The 14772-nt window shown below is 71.7% G+C and carries 16 protein-coding genes; 11 read left to right on the top strand and 5 right to left on the bottom strand.

Annotation, left to right across the window (positions count from 1 at the left end; translation table 11 throughout):
* Positions 1–19 precede the first annotated feature (19 nt).
* Positions 20–3001 carry an AfsR/SARP family transcriptional regulator gene (locus tag SD455_RS11685; RefSeq protein WP_170922586.1) on the top strand — a complete coding sequence of 994 codons (2982 nt, stop codon included), beginning with the start codon at positions 20–22 and terminating at the stop codon, positions 2999–3001.
* On the opposite strand, the gene SD455_RS11690 is transcribed toward SD455_RS11685, so the two are convergent.
* Positions 2936–4588 carry an MFS transporter gene (locus tag SD455_RS11690; protein WP_445508208.1) on the bottom strand — a complete coding sequence of 551 codons (1653 nt, stop codon included), beginning with the start codon at positions 4586–4588 and terminating at the stop codon, positions 2936–2938. The genes SD455_RS11685 and SD455_RS11690 overlap by 66 nt on opposite strands.
* Positions 4585–5235 (bottom strand): NADPH-dependent FMN reductase, encoded by a 651-nt coding sequence (locus tag SD455_RS11695; protein ID WP_083277355.1) that lies wholly within the window; start codon positions 5233–5235, stop codon positions 4585–4587. The genes SD455_RS11690 and SD455_RS11695 overlap by 4 nt, the downstream gene beginning before the upstream one ends.
* Positions 5236–5420: 185 nt before the next feature.
* Between SD455_RS11695 and SD455_RS11700 the strand changes: the two genes are divergently transcribed.
* From SD455_RS11700 to SD455_RS11710, 3 genes are read left to right on the top strand one after another with little or no spacing between them, the layout of a single operon-like run.
* Positions 5421–6242, top strand: coding sequence for a class I SAM-dependent methyltransferase (locus SD455_RS11700; protein ID WP_445508209.1), 822 nt, complete (start codon positions 5421–5423; stop codon positions 6240–6242).
* A gap of 25 nt (positions 6243–6267) precedes the next feature.
* Complete coding sequence (locus SD455_RS11705) at positions 6268–7269, top strand: RNA polymerase sigma-70 factor (RefSeq protein WP_070159112.1); 1002 nt, start codon at positions 6268–6270, stop codon at positions 7267–7269.
* Between the two features lie 44 nt (positions 7270–7313).
* Complete coding sequence (locus tag SD455_RS11710; RefSeq protein WP_085437233.1) at positions 7314–7775, top strand: DUF6069 family protein; 462 nt, start codon at positions 7314–7316, stop codon at positions 7773–7775.
* On the opposite strand, the gene SD455_RS11715 is transcribed toward SD455_RS11710, so the two are convergent.
* Complete coding sequence (locus tag SD455_RS11715; protein ID WP_085437231.1) at positions 7730–8341, bottom strand: TetR/AcrR family transcriptional regulator; 612 nt, start codon at positions 8339–8341, stop codon at positions 7730–7732. The genes SD455_RS11710 and SD455_RS11715 overlap by 46 nt on opposite strands.
* 111 nt (positions 8342–8452) lie before the next feature.
* Here SD455_RS11715 and SD455_RS11720 point away from each other — a divergent pair, with 111 nt between their 5' ends.
* Together SD455_RS11720 and SD455_RS11725 are read left to right on the top strand one after the other, a co-directional pair.
* Entirely contained in the window at positions 8453–8863 is a 411-nt protein-coding gene (locus tag SD455_RS11720; RefSeq protein WP_070160125.1) for a hypothetical protein, read from the top strand.
* A 92-nt stretch (positions 8864–8955) separates the two neighbouring features.
* A complete protein-coding gene (locus SD455_RS11725; protein ID WP_070160124.1) occupies positions 8956–9702 on the top strand; it encodes a PIG-L deacetylase family protein in 747 nt (248 codons plus the stop codon).
* On the opposite strand, the gene SD455_RS11730 is transcribed toward SD455_RS11725, so the two are convergent.
* On the bottom strand, positions 9680–10303 hold the full coding sequence (locus tag SD455_RS11730; protein WP_445508210.1) for a hypothetical protein: 624 nt from the start codon (positions 10301–10303) through the stop codon (positions 9680–9682). The genes SD455_RS11725 and SD455_RS11730 overlap by 23 nt on opposite strands.
* 88 nt (positions 10304–10391) lie before the next feature.
* Between SD455_RS11730 and SD455_RS11735 the strand changes: the two genes are divergently transcribed.
* From SD455_RS11735 to SD455_RS11745, 3 genes are all read left to right on the top strand, one after another.
* Complete coding sequence (locus SD455_RS11735) at positions 10392–10976, top strand: TetR/AcrR family transcriptional regulator (RefSeq protein ID WP_070160140.1); 585 nt, start codon at positions 10392–10394, stop codon at positions 10974–10976.
* A gap of 108 nt (positions 10977–11084) precedes the next feature.
* Positions 11085–11894 carry an aminoglycoside 3'-phosphotransferase gene (locus SD455_RS11740; RefSeq protein ID WP_070160120.1) on the top strand — a complete coding sequence of 270 codons (810 nt, stop codon included), beginning with the start codon at positions 11085–11087 and terminating at the stop codon, positions 11892–11894.
* An 83-nt stretch (positions 11895–11977) separates the two neighbouring features.
* Entirely contained in the window at positions 11978–12691 is a 714-nt protein-coding gene (locus tag SD455_RS11745) for a YqeB family protein (protein WP_445508211.1), read from the top strand.
* A 37-nt stretch (positions 12692–12728) separates the two neighbouring features.
* On the opposite strand, the gene SD455_RS11750 is transcribed toward SD455_RS11745, so the two are convergent.
* Positions 12729–13100 carry a winged helix-turn-helix transcriptional regulator gene (locus SD455_RS11750; protein WP_070160138.1) on the bottom strand — a complete coding sequence of 124 codons (372 nt, stop codon included), beginning with the start codon at positions 13098–13100 and terminating at the stop codon, positions 12729–12731.
* Between the two features lie 148 nt (positions 13101–13248).
* Between SD455_RS11750 and SD455_RS11755 the strand changes: the two genes are divergently transcribed.
* Both SD455_RS11755 and thpR read left to right on the top strand, forming a co-directional pair.
* Positions 13249–14010 carry an NAD(P)H-dependent oxidoreductase gene (locus tag SD455_RS11755; RefSeq protein WP_445508212.1) on the top strand — a complete coding sequence of 254 codons (762 nt, stop codon included), beginning with the start codon at positions 13249–13251 and terminating at the stop codon, positions 14008–14010.
* 60 nt (positions 14011–14070) lie between these two features.
* Complete coding sequence (thpR, locus tag SD455_RS11760) at positions 14071–14718, top strand: RNA 2',3'-cyclic phosphodiesterase (RefSeq protein ID WP_445508213.1); 648 nt, start codon at positions 14071–14073, stop codon at positions 14716–14718.
* Positions 14719–14772: the final 54 nt, after the last annotated feature.

Below are 14772 nucleotides of genomic sequence, written 5' to 3' on the forward strand. Positions count from 1 at the left end.
CGGACCTAGACTGGGGCGCATGAAGATCGAGGTCCTGGGCCCCATCCGGCTGCGGACCTCCACAGGTCAGGCGGTGGAGGTCCGCGAGCGCAAGGTCCGCGCCGTCCTGGCCGCTCTCGCCGTGGACCTGAGTGACGCCGTGCCTGCTGACACCCTGATCGATCGCGTCTGGGGCGGGGACCTCCCGGCCCACCCGACCCGTGTGCTGCAGGCCAAGCTGTCTCAGCTGCGGTCGGCTCTGGACGAGACCGAACCCGGGGGCCGAGCCCTGCTGAGCAGCGGGCCGGGCGGCCATAGGCTCTCCACCAGCGCCCCGGCACCCGCAGCGGGAGGCTCCGGAGGTGCTCAGGAGCCCGAGAGGGAACTTGAGGTGGAGGTCGATGCCGAGGAGTTCAGGCAGCTGATCGTCCGCGCCCGCGGATCGGAGGCCCTCGCCGAGCGGACCGAGCTGCTGCGTGCGGCCCTGCAGCTGTGGCGCGGTGAGCCCTATGCGGAGCTCCGGGACGCCACCTGGCTCGCCCCGGAGATCGGACAGCTGCACGAGCTGCGGCTGGAGGCCGCCGAATCGCTGGCAGAGGCGCTGCTCGAGGTCGGTCAGGCACAGGAGTCCGTCACCGTGCTGGAGCCCCTGGCCGCGCACCACCCCCTGCGCGCCCGCCTGACCCGTGCCCTGATGCTGGCCCTGCATCGGGCCCATCGCCACCCGGACGCGCTGGGCGTCTACGAACGGCACCGACGCCACCTGGCCGAAGAGCTCGGAGCGGACCCGGATCCGGAGACCTCCCACCTGCACGTGCGCATCCTTCAGCAGGACCCCAGGCTGCAGGACCGTCCACAGGATCATGACTCTGTGTTCCACCGACCCGACGCTGCGGCGCACCGCCCGGAAGCCGCGCCGGCGCCACGGCTGCCGGTGTTCGCCTCGTCCTTCCTGGGCCGCATGCCCGAGCTCCGCGAGGTGGAGCTGCGACTCACGCGGAGCCCGCTGGTCACCGTCCTGGGGATCGGCGGCGTGGGGAAGACCCGCCTGGCGGTGCGTGCCGCCGAGCTGCTCTCCGAGAAGTCCGGCGACGCGGCGTGGTTCGTCGACCTCAGCTCGCTCGACGCCTGCCCGCCCCCTGACACGGGTCCCGCTCGGGTCGCTCGGCTGGTCGCCGAGAGCATCGGGCTCACCCAGCTGCGCGAGGAGAGCCGGGACCTCCTCGATCGGCTGACGGCGGCCCTGCAGGCCACCGGAGGCCTGCTGCTGCTCGACAACTGCGAACACGTCGCCGATGAGGCCGCCCGCTTCGCCCACGCCGTGCTCTCCGCAGGGAACGCGCTGAAGATCCTGGCCACCAGTCGAGAGCCGCTCGGGCTTCCCGGTGAGCAGCGCCTGGCGCTGACCCCGCTGTCAGCACAGGCACCCGACGACGACGCGGTCACGTTCTTCCTCGACCGGGCCCGGGCCGTCACCCCTGACCTTCCGGAGGACCCGCACACACTGGCTGTCGTCGCCGAGCTGTGCCGACGCCTCGACGGTCTGCCCCTGGCCCTCGAGCTCGCCGCGGCCCAGACCGCCGCCCTGGACCCGACGAGGCTGCTGGACCGTCTCACCGACAGGCTGGACCTGCTGAGCCGCCCCGAACGCGGGGCACCACGGCGCCAGCAGACTCTCCGCGGCATGCTGGACTGGAGCTGGTCCCTGCTGGACGAGCCGGAGCGGGTCCTGCTGCGCAGGCTGGCGGTCCATCCGGTCAGCTGGACGGTGGAGACCGTCGAGTCGGTCTGCGCGGACAGCCAGGACGGACCCCTGCGATGCGCGGCCGTCGTCCCCGCACTGGTGAGCCTGGTGGACCGCAGCCTGGTGGTGGCGGAACCGACCGAACACGGCACGCGCTACCGGCTGCTGGAGTCGGTGGGAGCTTACGCGGCGGAGCAGCTGCGCCTGGCCGGCGAGCGCGAGCACATCGCCCGCCTCCATCGGGAGCACTGGCGCACCGAGATCTCCTGCGCGCAGGACTATCTGTTCTCCGCCCACGCCCGCGACTGGGTCCGCCGGATACGCGCCGAACGGGCCCATCTGCGCCACGCCTTCGCGGAGGCCGTGGCCGTCCAGGACGGAGCCGCCGCCGTCGACCTCATCCTCGCCTGGTTCTGGCACCGATGGATCACCGGGGAGACCGCAGGCCTGCTCGACGAGCTGCGGCAGGCGGCGGCCTGCCCAGGACCTCACGACGGGGCCCACGCCCAGGTGCAGGTCCTCATCGCGGTGCTGTCCGGCAGCCCCGGCGAGAGCACCGCGGACATCCTCGAGGCCCTGGACCGTCTCCGTGCCCGCACCGAGAGCTCTCCGGGGGGCCCGAGCCACAGAGCGCAGCGATCCCGGCTGCAGGTCCAATGGTTCGCGGCCACCCCGCTGCTGGTCGTGCCCGAGTCCCGTGCCCAGGGGCGGCAGGTGGCGGGAGAGGCGGTGGAGGGGCTCGTCGCGCTCGGCGACCTGCCCGCGGCCGCCTTCGCCTCCACCCAGCGGGACTGGTTCCTCCTCGACGCCGGCGAACCGGCCGTCGGCATGCCGGACGGGCATGATGCCGAGCAGATCCTGCGGGAGCACGGGGACGACTACGGGCTCACGCAGGTCCTCGGGATGCGTCACATCCAGGCGGAGCGCGACGGGGATCGGGAGGTCAGCGCGGCCGCAGCCCGAGAAGCCACGGACCTGTCACGCCGGCTGGGCGCCCGCGGCGAGGAGTGCTTCTGGGAGGCCATCCAAGGACTCCACGCCCTCGACGCCGGCGACCACACCGGAGCGCACGGCCACCTGGACCGCTCCCTGGCGCTGGGGCGCACCATCGGGTCCGACATCGAGGCCGGGTTCGCCACACTCGGGCTGGCTGAGCTCGCGGCCCGCGAAGGTGACCAGGCTCGCGCGGCGGCGCTGCGGGACAGCGCGGTCTCACCCACCGCGGAACGGTGGCTCCGGCGCATCCTCAGCGAGCCGTCCGTCCTGAGCGGGTCGTGAGGCCTCCGCCCCGGCGCCCAGACCGTCGTCCACTCTCCTGTCGACGTGGTCGCCACGCATCAGTCGCCCCCAGAGCAGCACACCTGCCGCACCGAGCAGGAGGACCGCTCCGAAGACCACATACCCCGCCTGGGTCGCCACGGTCAGGCCGACGTCCGCCGCCTGTGTGAGCGCCTCAGCCTCTGCCGCGGGCAACGTGGCGGCCACAGCGGGACCCGCACCGAAGGTCTCCGCCGCGGCGTCGACCGCGGAGAGCTCCACGTCCGAGGAGACCTCCTGACGGAGCACTCCGCGATGCACCCACAGCGCGCCGGAGCCCAACACCGCGATCGAGCTCGCGCCGCCGAGGCTCGCGGAGATCTCCTGCACCGCCGTGGCCGGACCTGTCTTCTCCAGGGGTGCGGCCCCGATGATCCGCTGGGAGAGCAGCGTCATCAGCGGGGAGACCAGCAGGGCGATGACTGTCAGCAGGACCGCCACCTCCGGTGCGGAGGCCGCCGGCAGACGGACGGCCAGCACCACACCGACCAGGCCGGCCACGAGCAGGAGGACCACAGCGAGCCCGGGCCCGCGGCGGGCCACCAGCGGAGTCGCCGCCGTGCCGACCGTGCCGGCCACGGCGGGCCCCAGCAGCACCAGCCCCGCGTCCCACGGGCTGAGCCCACGGACCACCTGCAGATGCTGAGCCATGAGCATGTCGACGAACCCGGCCCCCAGGCAGAGCAGGAACAGCACCAGGATCAGCGTGCGGAACGTCCGGCTGCGGAACAGGGCCAGGTCCAGCAGCGGATGGGCGGCCCGGCGTTGCCGTCGGATGAACAGCGCCAGCAGCACCAGGCCGGCTGCGGCCGAGAGCATCGGCGCCGGTGCCGGGCCGGCGTCGGCCATCTCCTGCATCCCGTACACCAGCGCCAGCACGGCAGCCACGGAGAGGGCCACGCTGGCGACGTCGAGGCGCACCGTCGGGTCAGCATGGTTCCGGGGCAGCAAGAACGGCCCAGAGAGCACGAGCACTCCCGCGATGGGCACATTGATCAGAAAGACCGCACCCCACCAGAAGTGCTCCAGGATGAACCCTCCGACCGCGGGGCCTGCGGCCATGCCGCCGGCGAATGCGGCCATGAACAGGGCGAAGGCCACCCCGTACTGCCGCTCGTCCCGGAACGTGGTGCGGATGAGCACCAGGCCCGCCGGGGTGAAGGCCGCCGCCGCGATCCCGAGCGCCGCCCGGGCGCCGATCAGCGTCTCTGCCTCTCCGGCGAAGGCCGCCACCAGGGAGGCGAGTCCGTAGGCCGCCACAGCCCCCAGCAGCAGCCGCCGGGGGCCCACACGCTGGGTGAGCAGGCCGAAGGTGATCATCGTGGCCGCCGTCAGGAACTCGCCGATGTGCAGGATCCACAGGGACTGGGACCCCGCCGGGGCGAGATCGGCGGTGATCGCCGGCATCGCCAAGTACAGGGCGGTCACATCGGTGGCGAGCATGAACAGGGGGATGACCATGATGATGAGCCCCACCCATTGGCGGGCCGTGGCCCTGACCGGTGCCTCGCCGCCGTCGCGAGCCGCTGTCGTCTCCGCGGTGCTCATTCTGCGATCCCCTCCGGGTAGGGCCGCCGCTGGCGCGACTCCGCCAAGGAGAGCGCCCACCAGCCCAGCTGGTCCAGCATCCGATGCGCCCAGCGGCCCATCCGTTCAGCGTCGACGGCGCGGCCGTCATGGTCGAAGCGCTCCCAGAAGTCCTGCAGCACCACGGCATCGCGCAGCGGCACCGCATGGAACTCCACGAACACGCCGCGCAGGTGTTCGATGGGCGGGAACGCCCCGAAATGACCTCCATAGGCGACGAAGCCGACGGGCTTGAGGCTCCATTCGCTGTAGAACCAGTCGATGGCGGCCTTCAGGGCCGGCGGATAGCTGCGGTTGTAGGTCGGGGTGACCACCACGAAGGCGTCAGCGCGGGCCAGTCGTTCGCCCAGCCGCCTGACGTCCTCGGGAGCCGCGGCGTCGGGGTCGTTGCCGCCCAGCTGGGCGGGCAGATCGAACTCGGCCAGGTCGATGAGGTCGACGTCGAACTGGCCGTGGGTCCCTGCTTCGGCCGCGAACCACCCGGCCGGCGTGGGGGCGAACCTGTCCGGCCGGGTGCTGCCGATGATCACCGCCAGCCGCGGCAGCCCGGGGGCGTCCTGGTCCGTGATTCGGCTGGTGGTCGGGGTGCTCTGGTCGGTGACGGTCATGATCTCCTCCTGATCGGTGGTGTGCCTGTGCCACCGATCCTGGAGCGCCCCCGCTCCGACTCTGCTCCGGTTCTGCTCCGGTTCTGCTCCGGGGTGCTCCGGGGCGCTCTCCGCCCCGCACCTTCAGCGCCCGACTGAGCCGCCAGACGTTCCGCGTCCGGGGGCGCCCGGATAGGCTCCAGTCCATGACGTCATCGCATCCTCCCCTGTCAGCCGACCAGGCCGCTCCTGGTCCCAGCAGCCAGCGATGGGATACGCACACCGCCGCACGCTATGACGACACGCTCGGGTGGATGGGCACGCCGGAGGCTGTGGAGCCCGCCGTCGACCTGCTGGAACAGCTGGCGGACGGCGGCACCGCTCTCGAGTTCGCCGTGGGGAGCGGGCGGGTCGCCGTTCCCCTGGCCGCCCGTGGGGTCCCGGTCCACGGCATCGAGCTCTCGGAGCCGATGGTGGAGCAGCTGCGCGCCAAGGCCGGCGCCGAGAGGATCCCGGTGACCGTGGGCGACATGGCCACCACACATGTCCCGGGCCGGTTCAGCCTGGTGTACCTGGTGTACAACACGATCTCGAACCTGCTCACCCAGCAGGAGCAGGTCGCCTGCTTCCGCAACGCGGCCCGCCACCTGATGCCGGGCGGCCGCTTCGTGGTGGAGCTGGGCGTCCCACCGCTGCGTCGACTGCCTCCCGGCCAGCTGACCTGCCCTTTCGACGTCTCTGAGGAACACCTGGGCTTCGACGTCATCGACCCGGTCACCCAGCGGCTGACCTCCTACCACCACTGGCCTCGGCGCGGCGAGCAGGGCCGCAGCGAACAGCGCTACGCCTGGCCCGCCGAGCTGGACCTGATGGCCCAGATGGCCGGGATGGAGCTGGAACGACGCACCGCCGACTGGCACGGCGCGGAGTTCACCGCAGACTCGGAGCAGCACGTCTCCGTCTGGCGCCTCCCCCTCGAGGCTGCGGAGAGCTCTGACCCCGCCGCGCAGACGACCCGGGCCCCCTGAGAACACGTCGACACGAGGAGGACCCATGGGGACGCAGCACCAGCGCACCGAGGAGTTCACCGAGCTCCGACCACTGCTGTTCTCCCTGGCCTACCGGATCCTCGGCAGCGCCGCCGAGGCGGAGGACGTCCTCCAGGACGCCTGGTTGCGCTATGCGCGCACCGACGCCGTCGTGGAGACGCCGCGCGCCTTCCTGACCACTGTGGTCACCCGGCTCGCCGTGGACGTTCTGCGGTCCTCCCGGCTCCAGCGCGAACACTATGTGGGGCATTGGCTGCCGGAGCCTGTCCTCACCGATCACGACGACGACCCCGCCGCGGCGGCCGAGCGGGACGAGTCGATCTCCATGGCATCGCTGCTCCTGCTGGAACGCCTGAGCCCGCTGGAGCGGGCGGTCTACGTCCTGCGGGAGGTCTTCTCCTTCGACTATGCGGACATCGCCGAGACCGTGGAACGCTCCGAGGCGGCCTGCCGGCAGCTGGCCGTCCGCGCCAGGAAGCATATGGCCTTGCCCCGCCCCCGCTACGCCGCCGACCCTCAGACCCGGCAGGAGCTCACCCGCCGGTTCATCGCCGCCTTCCGACATGGTGATCTGGAGGGTCTTCGGGATCTCCTCACCGCGGAGGTCACCATGGTCGGCGACGGCGGCGGCAAGGCTCCGTCGGTGCCGCATCCGGTGTCCGGCCGGGACAAGGTCGCTCGCCTGCTGGCCTCGGTCGGCGCGCCGATGGCCGCGATCGGAGTGCGCCTGGAGTCCCGGGAGATCAACGGCTCCTCCGGCCTGCTCACCCGGACCGAGGACGGCGAGATCGTCAATGCGGTCATCCTGGAAATCTCCGAGGACGGAGTGGAGATGATCCGTGCCGTGAGCAACCCGGACAAGCTGCGTCATCTGGGGCCGGTCAGCGACATCTGGCGGCTCAAGGAGGAGTTCCAGCAGGCTCGGGCGTCCCAGCGTGAGGCGTCGATGTCACAGCGCGAGGCGCCGATGTCACAGCGGCCGCGGCCCGATCGTCCTGAAGGGTGAGGCGGCGGGACCCACCTGCCGTCCCACCCCTGAAGGAGGTCATCATGAGCACCACGTCCGGCCGAAGCTCAGAGCCCCGGCGCCCGCTGCTCACCCTCGGCGCCGTCGTCGTGCTGGTCGCCACGCTGCTGAACCTCGGTGTGTTCTTCGCCGCCCAGGCCCTGGGTGCCTCCCTGCGGCTGGATCCTCTGGGACAGGAGCCGGGCCACCTGCTCCGGTGGGTCGACGTCGCGTGGAAGACCGCCGTGCCGCTGGCGATCGGCATCGGCCTGGTGGCCCTGCTGCGCCGCTCGCGCAGGGGCCTGCTCGTGCTGCTGGTCGCCGCGCTGGTCATCGTCGGCCCCACCAGTGCTGTGCCGCCGTCGGTGGCCCATGACGGGATCACGGCGGCCGCACTGGCCTTGCTGCACCTGATCCCGCTGGCGGCGTTCACCGTGGTGGCGCTGCGCGTGCGGTCGGCTCAGCCGGCCACCAGCCCGCGGGCGGCGCGCAGCGTGGCCGCATAGTCACGACGCCGGGCGTCCGCGTCCCCGGGCACGAGGCCGGTGAGCTCCAGGCTGATCAGCCCGTGGGCCAGCGCCCAGAGCCGCAGGGCAGCGCGCCCGGCGGGGTCCAGATCTGGGCTGGAACCCGGCTCACGGGAGTCGTCCTGCGGCAGGCCCATGGCGCGGGCGACCGCGGCGCGCAGCACCTGGAACGTCGGGGAGGCCGGCGTCTCGGGGCGGGAGAGACCGTCGCCGAGGGACTCGAACATGACCCGGTAGAAGTGCGGGTCTGCCAGGGCGAACTCCCGGTAGGCCATCCCGAGGGCCAGCAGGTCCGCCCCGGGATCGTCGGTGTGCTCGACGGCGGCGAGCACGGCGCCGAAGCGGCGGAAGCCCTCCTCCACCACGGCCTGGATGAGCGCCTCGCGTCCGCCGAAGAGGGAATAGACCGCGGCGGTGGTGGTGTGGGACGACCGGGCCACGGATCGCAGCGAGAGCCCCTGGGCTCCGGAATCGGCGATGACTTGGGAGGCTTCCTCCAGCAGGCGGGTCCTGACGGTCTCATCGTGGGTGCGGGGCCGGGCCATGGCAGGAGTCTACCCTTGACACCAGGTTTTCTCACAGCGTTATATAACAGTGTCATGAAACTGACGGGCCCTCACGCCCGACCCAGCGCAGCCTCCCGATCGGAGTCGACCATGCTCGAGCTCTCCCCCGCCGCACAGACCACCGCCGGCATCGTCATCCTCGCGGCGATCACAGTGACCACCGGCGGCCATTTCCTCACCAAGGTGGTCCGCGGGCAGGTCCCCGCCACCGAGCTGCAGGTCTCCTTCTTCCGAGCAGGGCACGCCCATGCCGCCAGCCTGATCATGCTGGGGCTGATCTGCCTGCTGCTCACGGAGGCCACCGGACTCACGGGCGCCTGGCAGTGGCTGGCCCGGACCGGCGTGCTCATCTCCGCGATCCTGATGCCGGCCGGATTCTTCCTCTCGGTCCTGGGCCCGGGCCGCACCGAGCCGAACCGGCTGATCGTGCTGCTGTGGATCGGTGCGGGCTTCCTGGTCGCCGGCCTGGCCACTCTCGGGGTCGGGCTGCTGGCCACCTGATCACGCGTCTCGGACGGCGCTCGGCCGACCTGCTCGGCCCCCGCGGCCGGGCACCGGTGACCACGCCGGCGCTGCTGACTACGCTGACGCGCATGGACACCGCTGCAGAGAGAGCCCTGCCGTTCTACGACGACGCCTCACTGAGCCATGTGCTGTGCGTGGTCGCCCACCCGGACGACCTCGAGTACGGGGCCTCGGCTGCGGTCGCCCGCTGGACGGCCCGCGGGGTGAAGGTCTCCTATCTGCTGCTCACCGCTGGAGAGGCCGGGATGCGGGACCGGGACCCGGAGGAGGTCGCCGAGCTGCGGGCCGAGGAGCAGCGGCGGGCCTGCGCGATTGTGGGAGTCGAGGACCTGGTGATCCTGGACCTGCCCGACGGCATGCTGCAGGCGGACCTGGAGACCCGGAGGCAGATCGCCCGCCGGATCCGGCAGGTGCGGCCCGACGTCGTCGTCACCCAGCCCTGGGAGCTTGAGGTCGGCTGGGGACTGAATCATGCCGATCACCGGGCCGCCGGCATCGCGACGGTGGACGCCGTGCGTGACGCCGACAACCCCTGGGTGTTCCGTGAGCTGCTGGAGCAGGAACGCCTGGAACCTTGGGGCGCGAAGGAACTGGTCGTGGTCGGCGGGGAGCCCACGCACCTGGTGGATGTCACCGGAGAGCCCCTGGAGAAGGGCGTCGCCTCCCTGGAGGCCCATGAGCAGTACCTGGCCGCCCTGGGCGGAGAGTTCGACGTGCGCGGCATGCTGGAGGGATTCACGGCGGAGGTCGGGGCGGCCTCCGGCGTCGAGGGCGTCACCCATGCCCTGGGCGTCACGGTCCATCCGATGGGCTGAGCACAGGAGAAGGACCCTCAGCCGGACGCGAGCTGTGCGCGGCGATCAGTTCACCGACCAGCGCGGATCCCAGGAAGAACATGGCACTCACCACGCCGAAGGAGATCCAGACGAGCACGCCGATCTCAGGATCGATGATGCCGACGGCGCGACGGTGGACCCAGAGGAGCGTGGCGGCCAGGGCCACCATGGCCAGCAGCCAGGCCGGAGCCCGCCGACGTCGGGCGGCCAGTACGAGGATCGCCAGCATGGGCGGAAGCGTGAGACCGAACGCGTGGTCGGTGACGACGGCGACCCCGTATGCCGTGGTGCTGATCCATGCGGCCGTAGCGGGCCATCGAGGCAGCCCGAGCATCGGCAGGCAGACCGCGGCGAGCAGGAACCAGGCGGCGAGTCCCCCCGCGCGCGTCGGCCCCCATCCCTGGCCGAAGGCGACGGGATCACTGCCGAGGTCGCCCAGGAACGCCAGCACTTCGACGAGGACCACCGCCACCGCCGCGAGGGGAACGAGCCGACCCCTCACCAGAGCACCGCCATCACCAGCGCGACGCCGCTCGACCCGGTGGCGGCGAGGTCCGACACCCACCTCCGACGCGTCCATGGGGATCTCCCTTCGTGTCGACATCAGCCATCATGAGGAGGTGAGTAAGCGTTCACTCACCCTCTCGAACGACCAGTATGCTGGCCCCATGGTGAGAAGTCCAGAGCAGGGGCACCCTCGACCCGCCCGCGAGCGCATCCTCGACGCCGCCGCCCAGGTGATGCGCGAGGACGGCCTGGTGCGCGCCACCACGAAGCTCATCGCCCGCACGGCGGGGTGCTCCGAAGCGCTGCTGTACAAGCACTTCCCCGACAAACGAGATCTCTTCCTGGCCGTGCTCCAGGAACGCTCCCCCCGGCTCACCCCGGCAGGGCCCGACGACGGCGACGCCCGCGAGCGCCTCTGCGCGATCACCTCCCGACTTCTGGAGTTCTACGCGCAGAACTTCCCGATGGCGGCCGCGCTCTTCGGCGATCGGGGCCTCCTCACGCTCCACCGGGATGCCCTGGCTGCCCGGGGCGCCGGACCCCGGGCGCCGTCTGCAGCGGTGGCCGACCTGCTGACCACCGAGATCTCCCGAGGGGGCATCTCCCCCGAGGTGGACCCGGACGCAGCCGCCCAGCTGCTGGTCGGCGCGGCGTTCCACGAGGCCTTCCTCGCCGCCTACGAGGACCGCCCGCTCGACGACCCCCGGGCCACTGCCGCGCGCCTCGTCTCGGCGCTGCGGCTCTGACCTCATGCGAGGCCGACCTGAGGCGGCGCTGACTCGATGCCGCACTGACCGATGCGGCACTGACCTGACGTGGCGCGTGCCTGCGCCTGACGACGAACGGACGGACCCATGACGGACACCCCGCACCTGAGGGAGGCGCACGACGTCGCCGGACTTCCCCCTGCGGTCCTCGAGCGGCTCGGCCGCTCCGCTGAGCTGGTGTGGACCAATGAGCTCGGCGGACGGACGTTCCGACTCGACGGCGGGGCGCGGTACCTGAAATGGCAGCCGCATGACGGGCTCTCCTCCGCGCTGCTGGCCGACGTCGACCTGCCCGAGGAGGCGCGCCGGCTGGACTGGGCCGGCCGATTCCTCTCCGTGCCGCAGGTGCTGGATGTCGGGACGGTGCCGGACGTCGAGGCCGTGCCGGACGTCGAGGCCGTGCCGGAGTCTCCCGAGGTCGATGACGGCGCCGCCCGGGGTGCTGGCACCTTCGGAGCCTGGCTGCTCACCGCGGGCCTGCCGGGAGAGAACCCGCTGGCTGGCGGCTGGACGGCGGACCCGGCCAGGGCCGTGCCGGCCATCGCGCGGGGCCTGCGGCGACTTCACGAGGCCCTTCCCGTGGAGGACTGCCCGTTCACCTGCCGGTGGCTGGACGGGCGGCTGGCCGACGCCCCTGAGCCGGAGCGGCTGGTGGTCTGCCACGGTGACCCGTGCGTGCCGAACACGCTGCTGGACTCCGACGGCCAGGCGATCGCCCATGTGGACCTCGGCGCGCTGGGCGTGGCAGACCGGTGGGCCGACCTGGCGATCGCCTCGATGAGCATCAGCTGGGACGTCAATTTCGGCCCCGGCCACGATGATCTGTTCTTCGACGCCTACGGGGTGGAGCCGGATGCGGAGCGGATCGAGTTCTACCGCGCGCTCTGGACAGGCTGAGAGAACCGTCGACCCTTGGAGACCCGTGGACGCCAGGAGGACAATGGACCCACGAGCTGTCCCCGCGGGAGAGGAGGCCGACGATGGTCCCGACGACACCATCCCCGACGACGCCGGAAGCACCCGTGACGGTGCGTCTACGGTCCCGCCTGGTCCTGGCCTTCACCGTGGCCGGGGCGGCCATGGGAGGCCTGGTCGCGATGGCGATCGGCCCCACCGCCGCCTGGCTCATGACCCGGCTGGACTCTCCGCCGACCCTGGTGGAGATGATGGACCAGGTGCGCCTGATCTGGTCGGTCCCGGTCCTCATGGTCCTGGGTGCCGTGATCGGCCTGTGGGTCTCCTCGGCTCGGGACCGGCGGGTAGGACGGCTGACGATCGACTCCCAGACCGTGACCGTGGACCGCCCGGAAGGGCCGGCGGCGTTCCAGCACCGGGACATCACCGAGGTCTTCCTGGACGACGCGGACCTGGTGCTTCTGGGCCGCGCTGGGCACGAGCTTGCCCGCACCCCGGCGGAGGACGGGCTGGCCTCCGAGCTGAAGGAGGCCTTCACCATGTTCGGCCTGCCCTGGTCCGGCACCACTGATCCCCGCGATGTGGAGTTCCACCCGTGGGTCGACCGCAGCCAGGAGCTGGATGCCGAGATGCATGCGATGCTGCGGGACCGACGGCGCGCGCTCGAGACCGGCGATGCCGCCCAGGCTGAGGTGCTGCGCGATCAGCTGGCCGCCCACGGTGTGATGGTCCGCGACCGTGCCGGAGGCCAGCAGCAGATCCGGATCCTGCCGGGGTGAGGCCGGCGGGTTCGTGCTCCTGGTCGGCGCGATGTGCTCACGCCGAGCGGCTGCTGCCGCGCCCCTGGAGCGGGTCGGCGGCGAGACGAGCGGCATAGTCCGCGCCCCAGCTGTCCATGGCCTCGACGATCGGGGCGAGAGTTCCGCCCAGGGCCGTCAGGCAGTACTCCACTCGGGGAGGGACTTCCGCGTGGACGTCGCGGTGGACGATTCCGTCCTCCTCCAGCTCGCGCAGGGCACGGGTGAGCGTCTTGCGGTTCGCGGCCGGGACGCGCCGGCCAAGCTCGCCGAAACGCAGCGGACCGGCGGTCAGGTGCTTGACCAGCGTGAGCTTCCAGGTGCCGCCGAGGATCGAGACCGCCACCTCCACGGGGCAGACCTCGACGGCGCGTCGGACGGGGAGGCGCATCACAGACTCCGATCGGCAGAAGGACACGGCACCGTGGATCCCTATAGGGACAAGAATGTCCGTACTGGTGATTCTCACCCTAGCGGAGCAGACTGCTCCTATGTCAGCTCCGTCGCTTTCTTCCTCCTCCTCCGTGTCTGGTCGCACTGTGTTGTGGGTCAGCGCCCATCCTGAGCCGGAGTCGCTGACCGGACGGCTCCGGCGTGACGGCATCGAGGCGCTCAGCCGGCGCGGCCACGCTGTGATCCAGTCCGATCTCTACGCCATGGGCTGGGATCCTGTGGTGCGCGCGGAGAACCTGGACCGGCGAGGCACCGACGCCCCGGTGCGCGTCACAGCGGCGGGGCGGCGCGCCCAGCTCGAGGGTGCACCGTGTGACGACGTGGCCGCGGAGCAGGAGAAGCTGCGCGGCGCCGATGCCGTCATCGTGCAGTTCCCCCTCTGGTGGTACGGAATGCCAGCGATGCTGAAGGGTTGGTTCGACCGGGTGTTCGTCTCCGGATTCGCCTTCGGGACCGACCCCGTCACCGGCCGCCGGCTCCGCTTCGAGCAGGGCCCCTTCCGGGGCACCCGCGCCTTGGTGGTGACCACGCTGGGGGACCGTCCGGCCTCGATCGGCCCGCGGGGGAAGAGCGGCGAGCTCCACGAGCTGCTGTTCGGTCTGCTCCACGGCACCTTCGCCTACACGGGCATGGCACCTCTGTCTCCATGGGCACTGCCCAGTGCTGACTTCACGGACTCCGAGTCCTACGCTGCGGCGGCGCAGTCGCTGGCACGTCGCCTCGAGGGGATCTTCGACGAGGCCCCGCTGCCCTACCGGGAGCAGTTCACCGGTGACTACACCGACCAGTGGGAGCTCCAGCCCGACGTGCGTCCCGGCGAGACCGGGCTCTCCGTGCATCTGCGCTGAATCCTCTGGTGGCGTCCCCCTGGCCTTTCCTCGGACGGCACGCCAGGGCATGCTGACCTCATGAGGCTCTTCGTGTCGCTGACCCCGCCGCCGGAGGTGCTGGACCATCTGGACAACGCCCTGGAATCGGTGCGGGCCCTGGTTCCCCTGGAGACCGGACACGGTCCCCCCGCGCTGCGCTGGGTGCCGGAGGAGCTGCGCCACATCACCGTGGCTTTCTTCGGAGAGCTCCCGGCTGGTGCGGTGGAGGAGCTCCATGACGCGCTCGGCGTCGTGATGGAGGAGTGTCCTCCCCTGGAGCTTCGGCTGCGCGGGGCAGGTGTGTTCTCCTCCCGGACGCTGTGGGCCGGCGTCCAGGACCTGGCGCCTGCCGCCCACAGCCGCCGCAACGGCCCCCTGACGGACCTCATGGCAGCCTGCGAGCGCGCCGGTCGAGCGGCGGGTTCCACCGTGGAGCGCCCGGAGCGGCGACGAGCGCACCTCACCCTGGCCCGAGCCCGGGGTCGTGCGGGGAACGGCAGAGGGCGGCACCGCGGACCGGGAGCCGACGCCGCCGAGCAGCTGCATCGGCTGGCCGAGGCCCTGGCCGTCTATGAGGGTCCGCCCTGGAGCGTGGACGAGGCACAGCTGATGCTCTCCGAGCTCGGGGCTGGCCCGGGCGGCGGACCGCGGCATGAGACGCTCGCCCGGCTGCCGAGGGGCGGCTGACCGCTCGCCCCGGGGCCGCCCGCCCCGGTTCGCCCACCGGCCGGATCTGGGCAC

The sequence above is a fragment of the Nesterenkonia sp. K-15-9-6 genome, assembly GCF_052656005.1.

Coding starts and splice junctions, on each gene's coding strand:
- SD455_RS11730 (WP_445508210.1), bottom strand. CDS start 10,303: ATGGACGCGTCGGAGGTGGGTGTCGGACCTCGCCGCCACCGGGTCGAG.
- SD455_RS11700 (WP_445508209.1), top strand. CDS start 5,421: ATGACGTCATCGCATCCTCCCCTGTCAGCCGACCAGGCCGCTCCTGGT.
- SD455_RS11725 (WP_070160124.1), top strand. CDS start 8,956: ATGGACACCGCTGCAGAGAGAGCCCTGCCGTTCTACGACGACGCCTCA.
- SD455_RS11735 (WP_070160140.1), top strand. CDS start 10,392: ATGGTGAGAAGTCCAGAGCAGGGGCACCCTCGACCCGCCCGCGAGCGC.
- SD455_RS11705 (WP_070159112.1), top strand. CDS start 6,268: ATGGGGACGCAGCACCAGCGCACCGAGGAGTTCACCGAGCTCCGACCA.
- SD455_RS11715 (WP_085437231.1), bottom strand. CDS start 8,341: ATGGCCCGGCCCCGCACCCACGATGAGACCGTCAGGACCCGCCTGCTG.
- SD455_RS11750 (WP_070160138.1), bottom strand. CDS start 13,100: ATGCGCCTCCCCGTCCGACGCGCCGTCGAGGTCTGCCCCGTGGAGGTG.
- SD455_RS11710 (WP_085437233.1), top strand. CDS start 7,314: ATGAGCACCACGTCCGGCCGAAGCTCAGAGCCCCGGCGCCCGCTGCTC.
- SD455_RS11685 (WP_170922586.1), top strand. CDS start 20: ATGAAGATCGAGGTCCTGGGCCCCATCCGGCTGCGGACCTCCACAGGT.
- SD455_RS11745 (WP_445508211.1), top strand. CDS start 11,978: ATGGTCCCGACGACACCATCCCCGACGACGCCGGAAGCACCCGTGACG.
- SD455_RS11720 (WP_070160125.1), top strand. CDS start 8,453: ATGCTCGAGCTCTCCCCCGCCGCACAGACCACCGCCGGCATCGTCATC.
- SD455_RS11740 (WP_070160120.1), top strand. CDS start 11,085: ATGACGGACACCCCGCACCTGAGGGAGGCGCACGACGTCGCCGGACTT.
- SD455_RS11690 (WP_445508208.1), bottom strand. CDS start 4,588: ATGAGCACCGCGGAGACGACAGCGGCTCGCGACGGCGGCGAGGCACCG.
- SD455_RS11695 (WP_083277355.1), bottom strand. CDS start 5,235: ATGACCGTCACCGACCAGAGCACCCCGACCACCAGCCGAATCACGGAC.
- thpR (WP_445508213.1), top strand. CDS start 14,071: ATGAGGCTCTTCGTGTCGCTGACCCCGCCGCCGGAGGTGCTGGACCAT.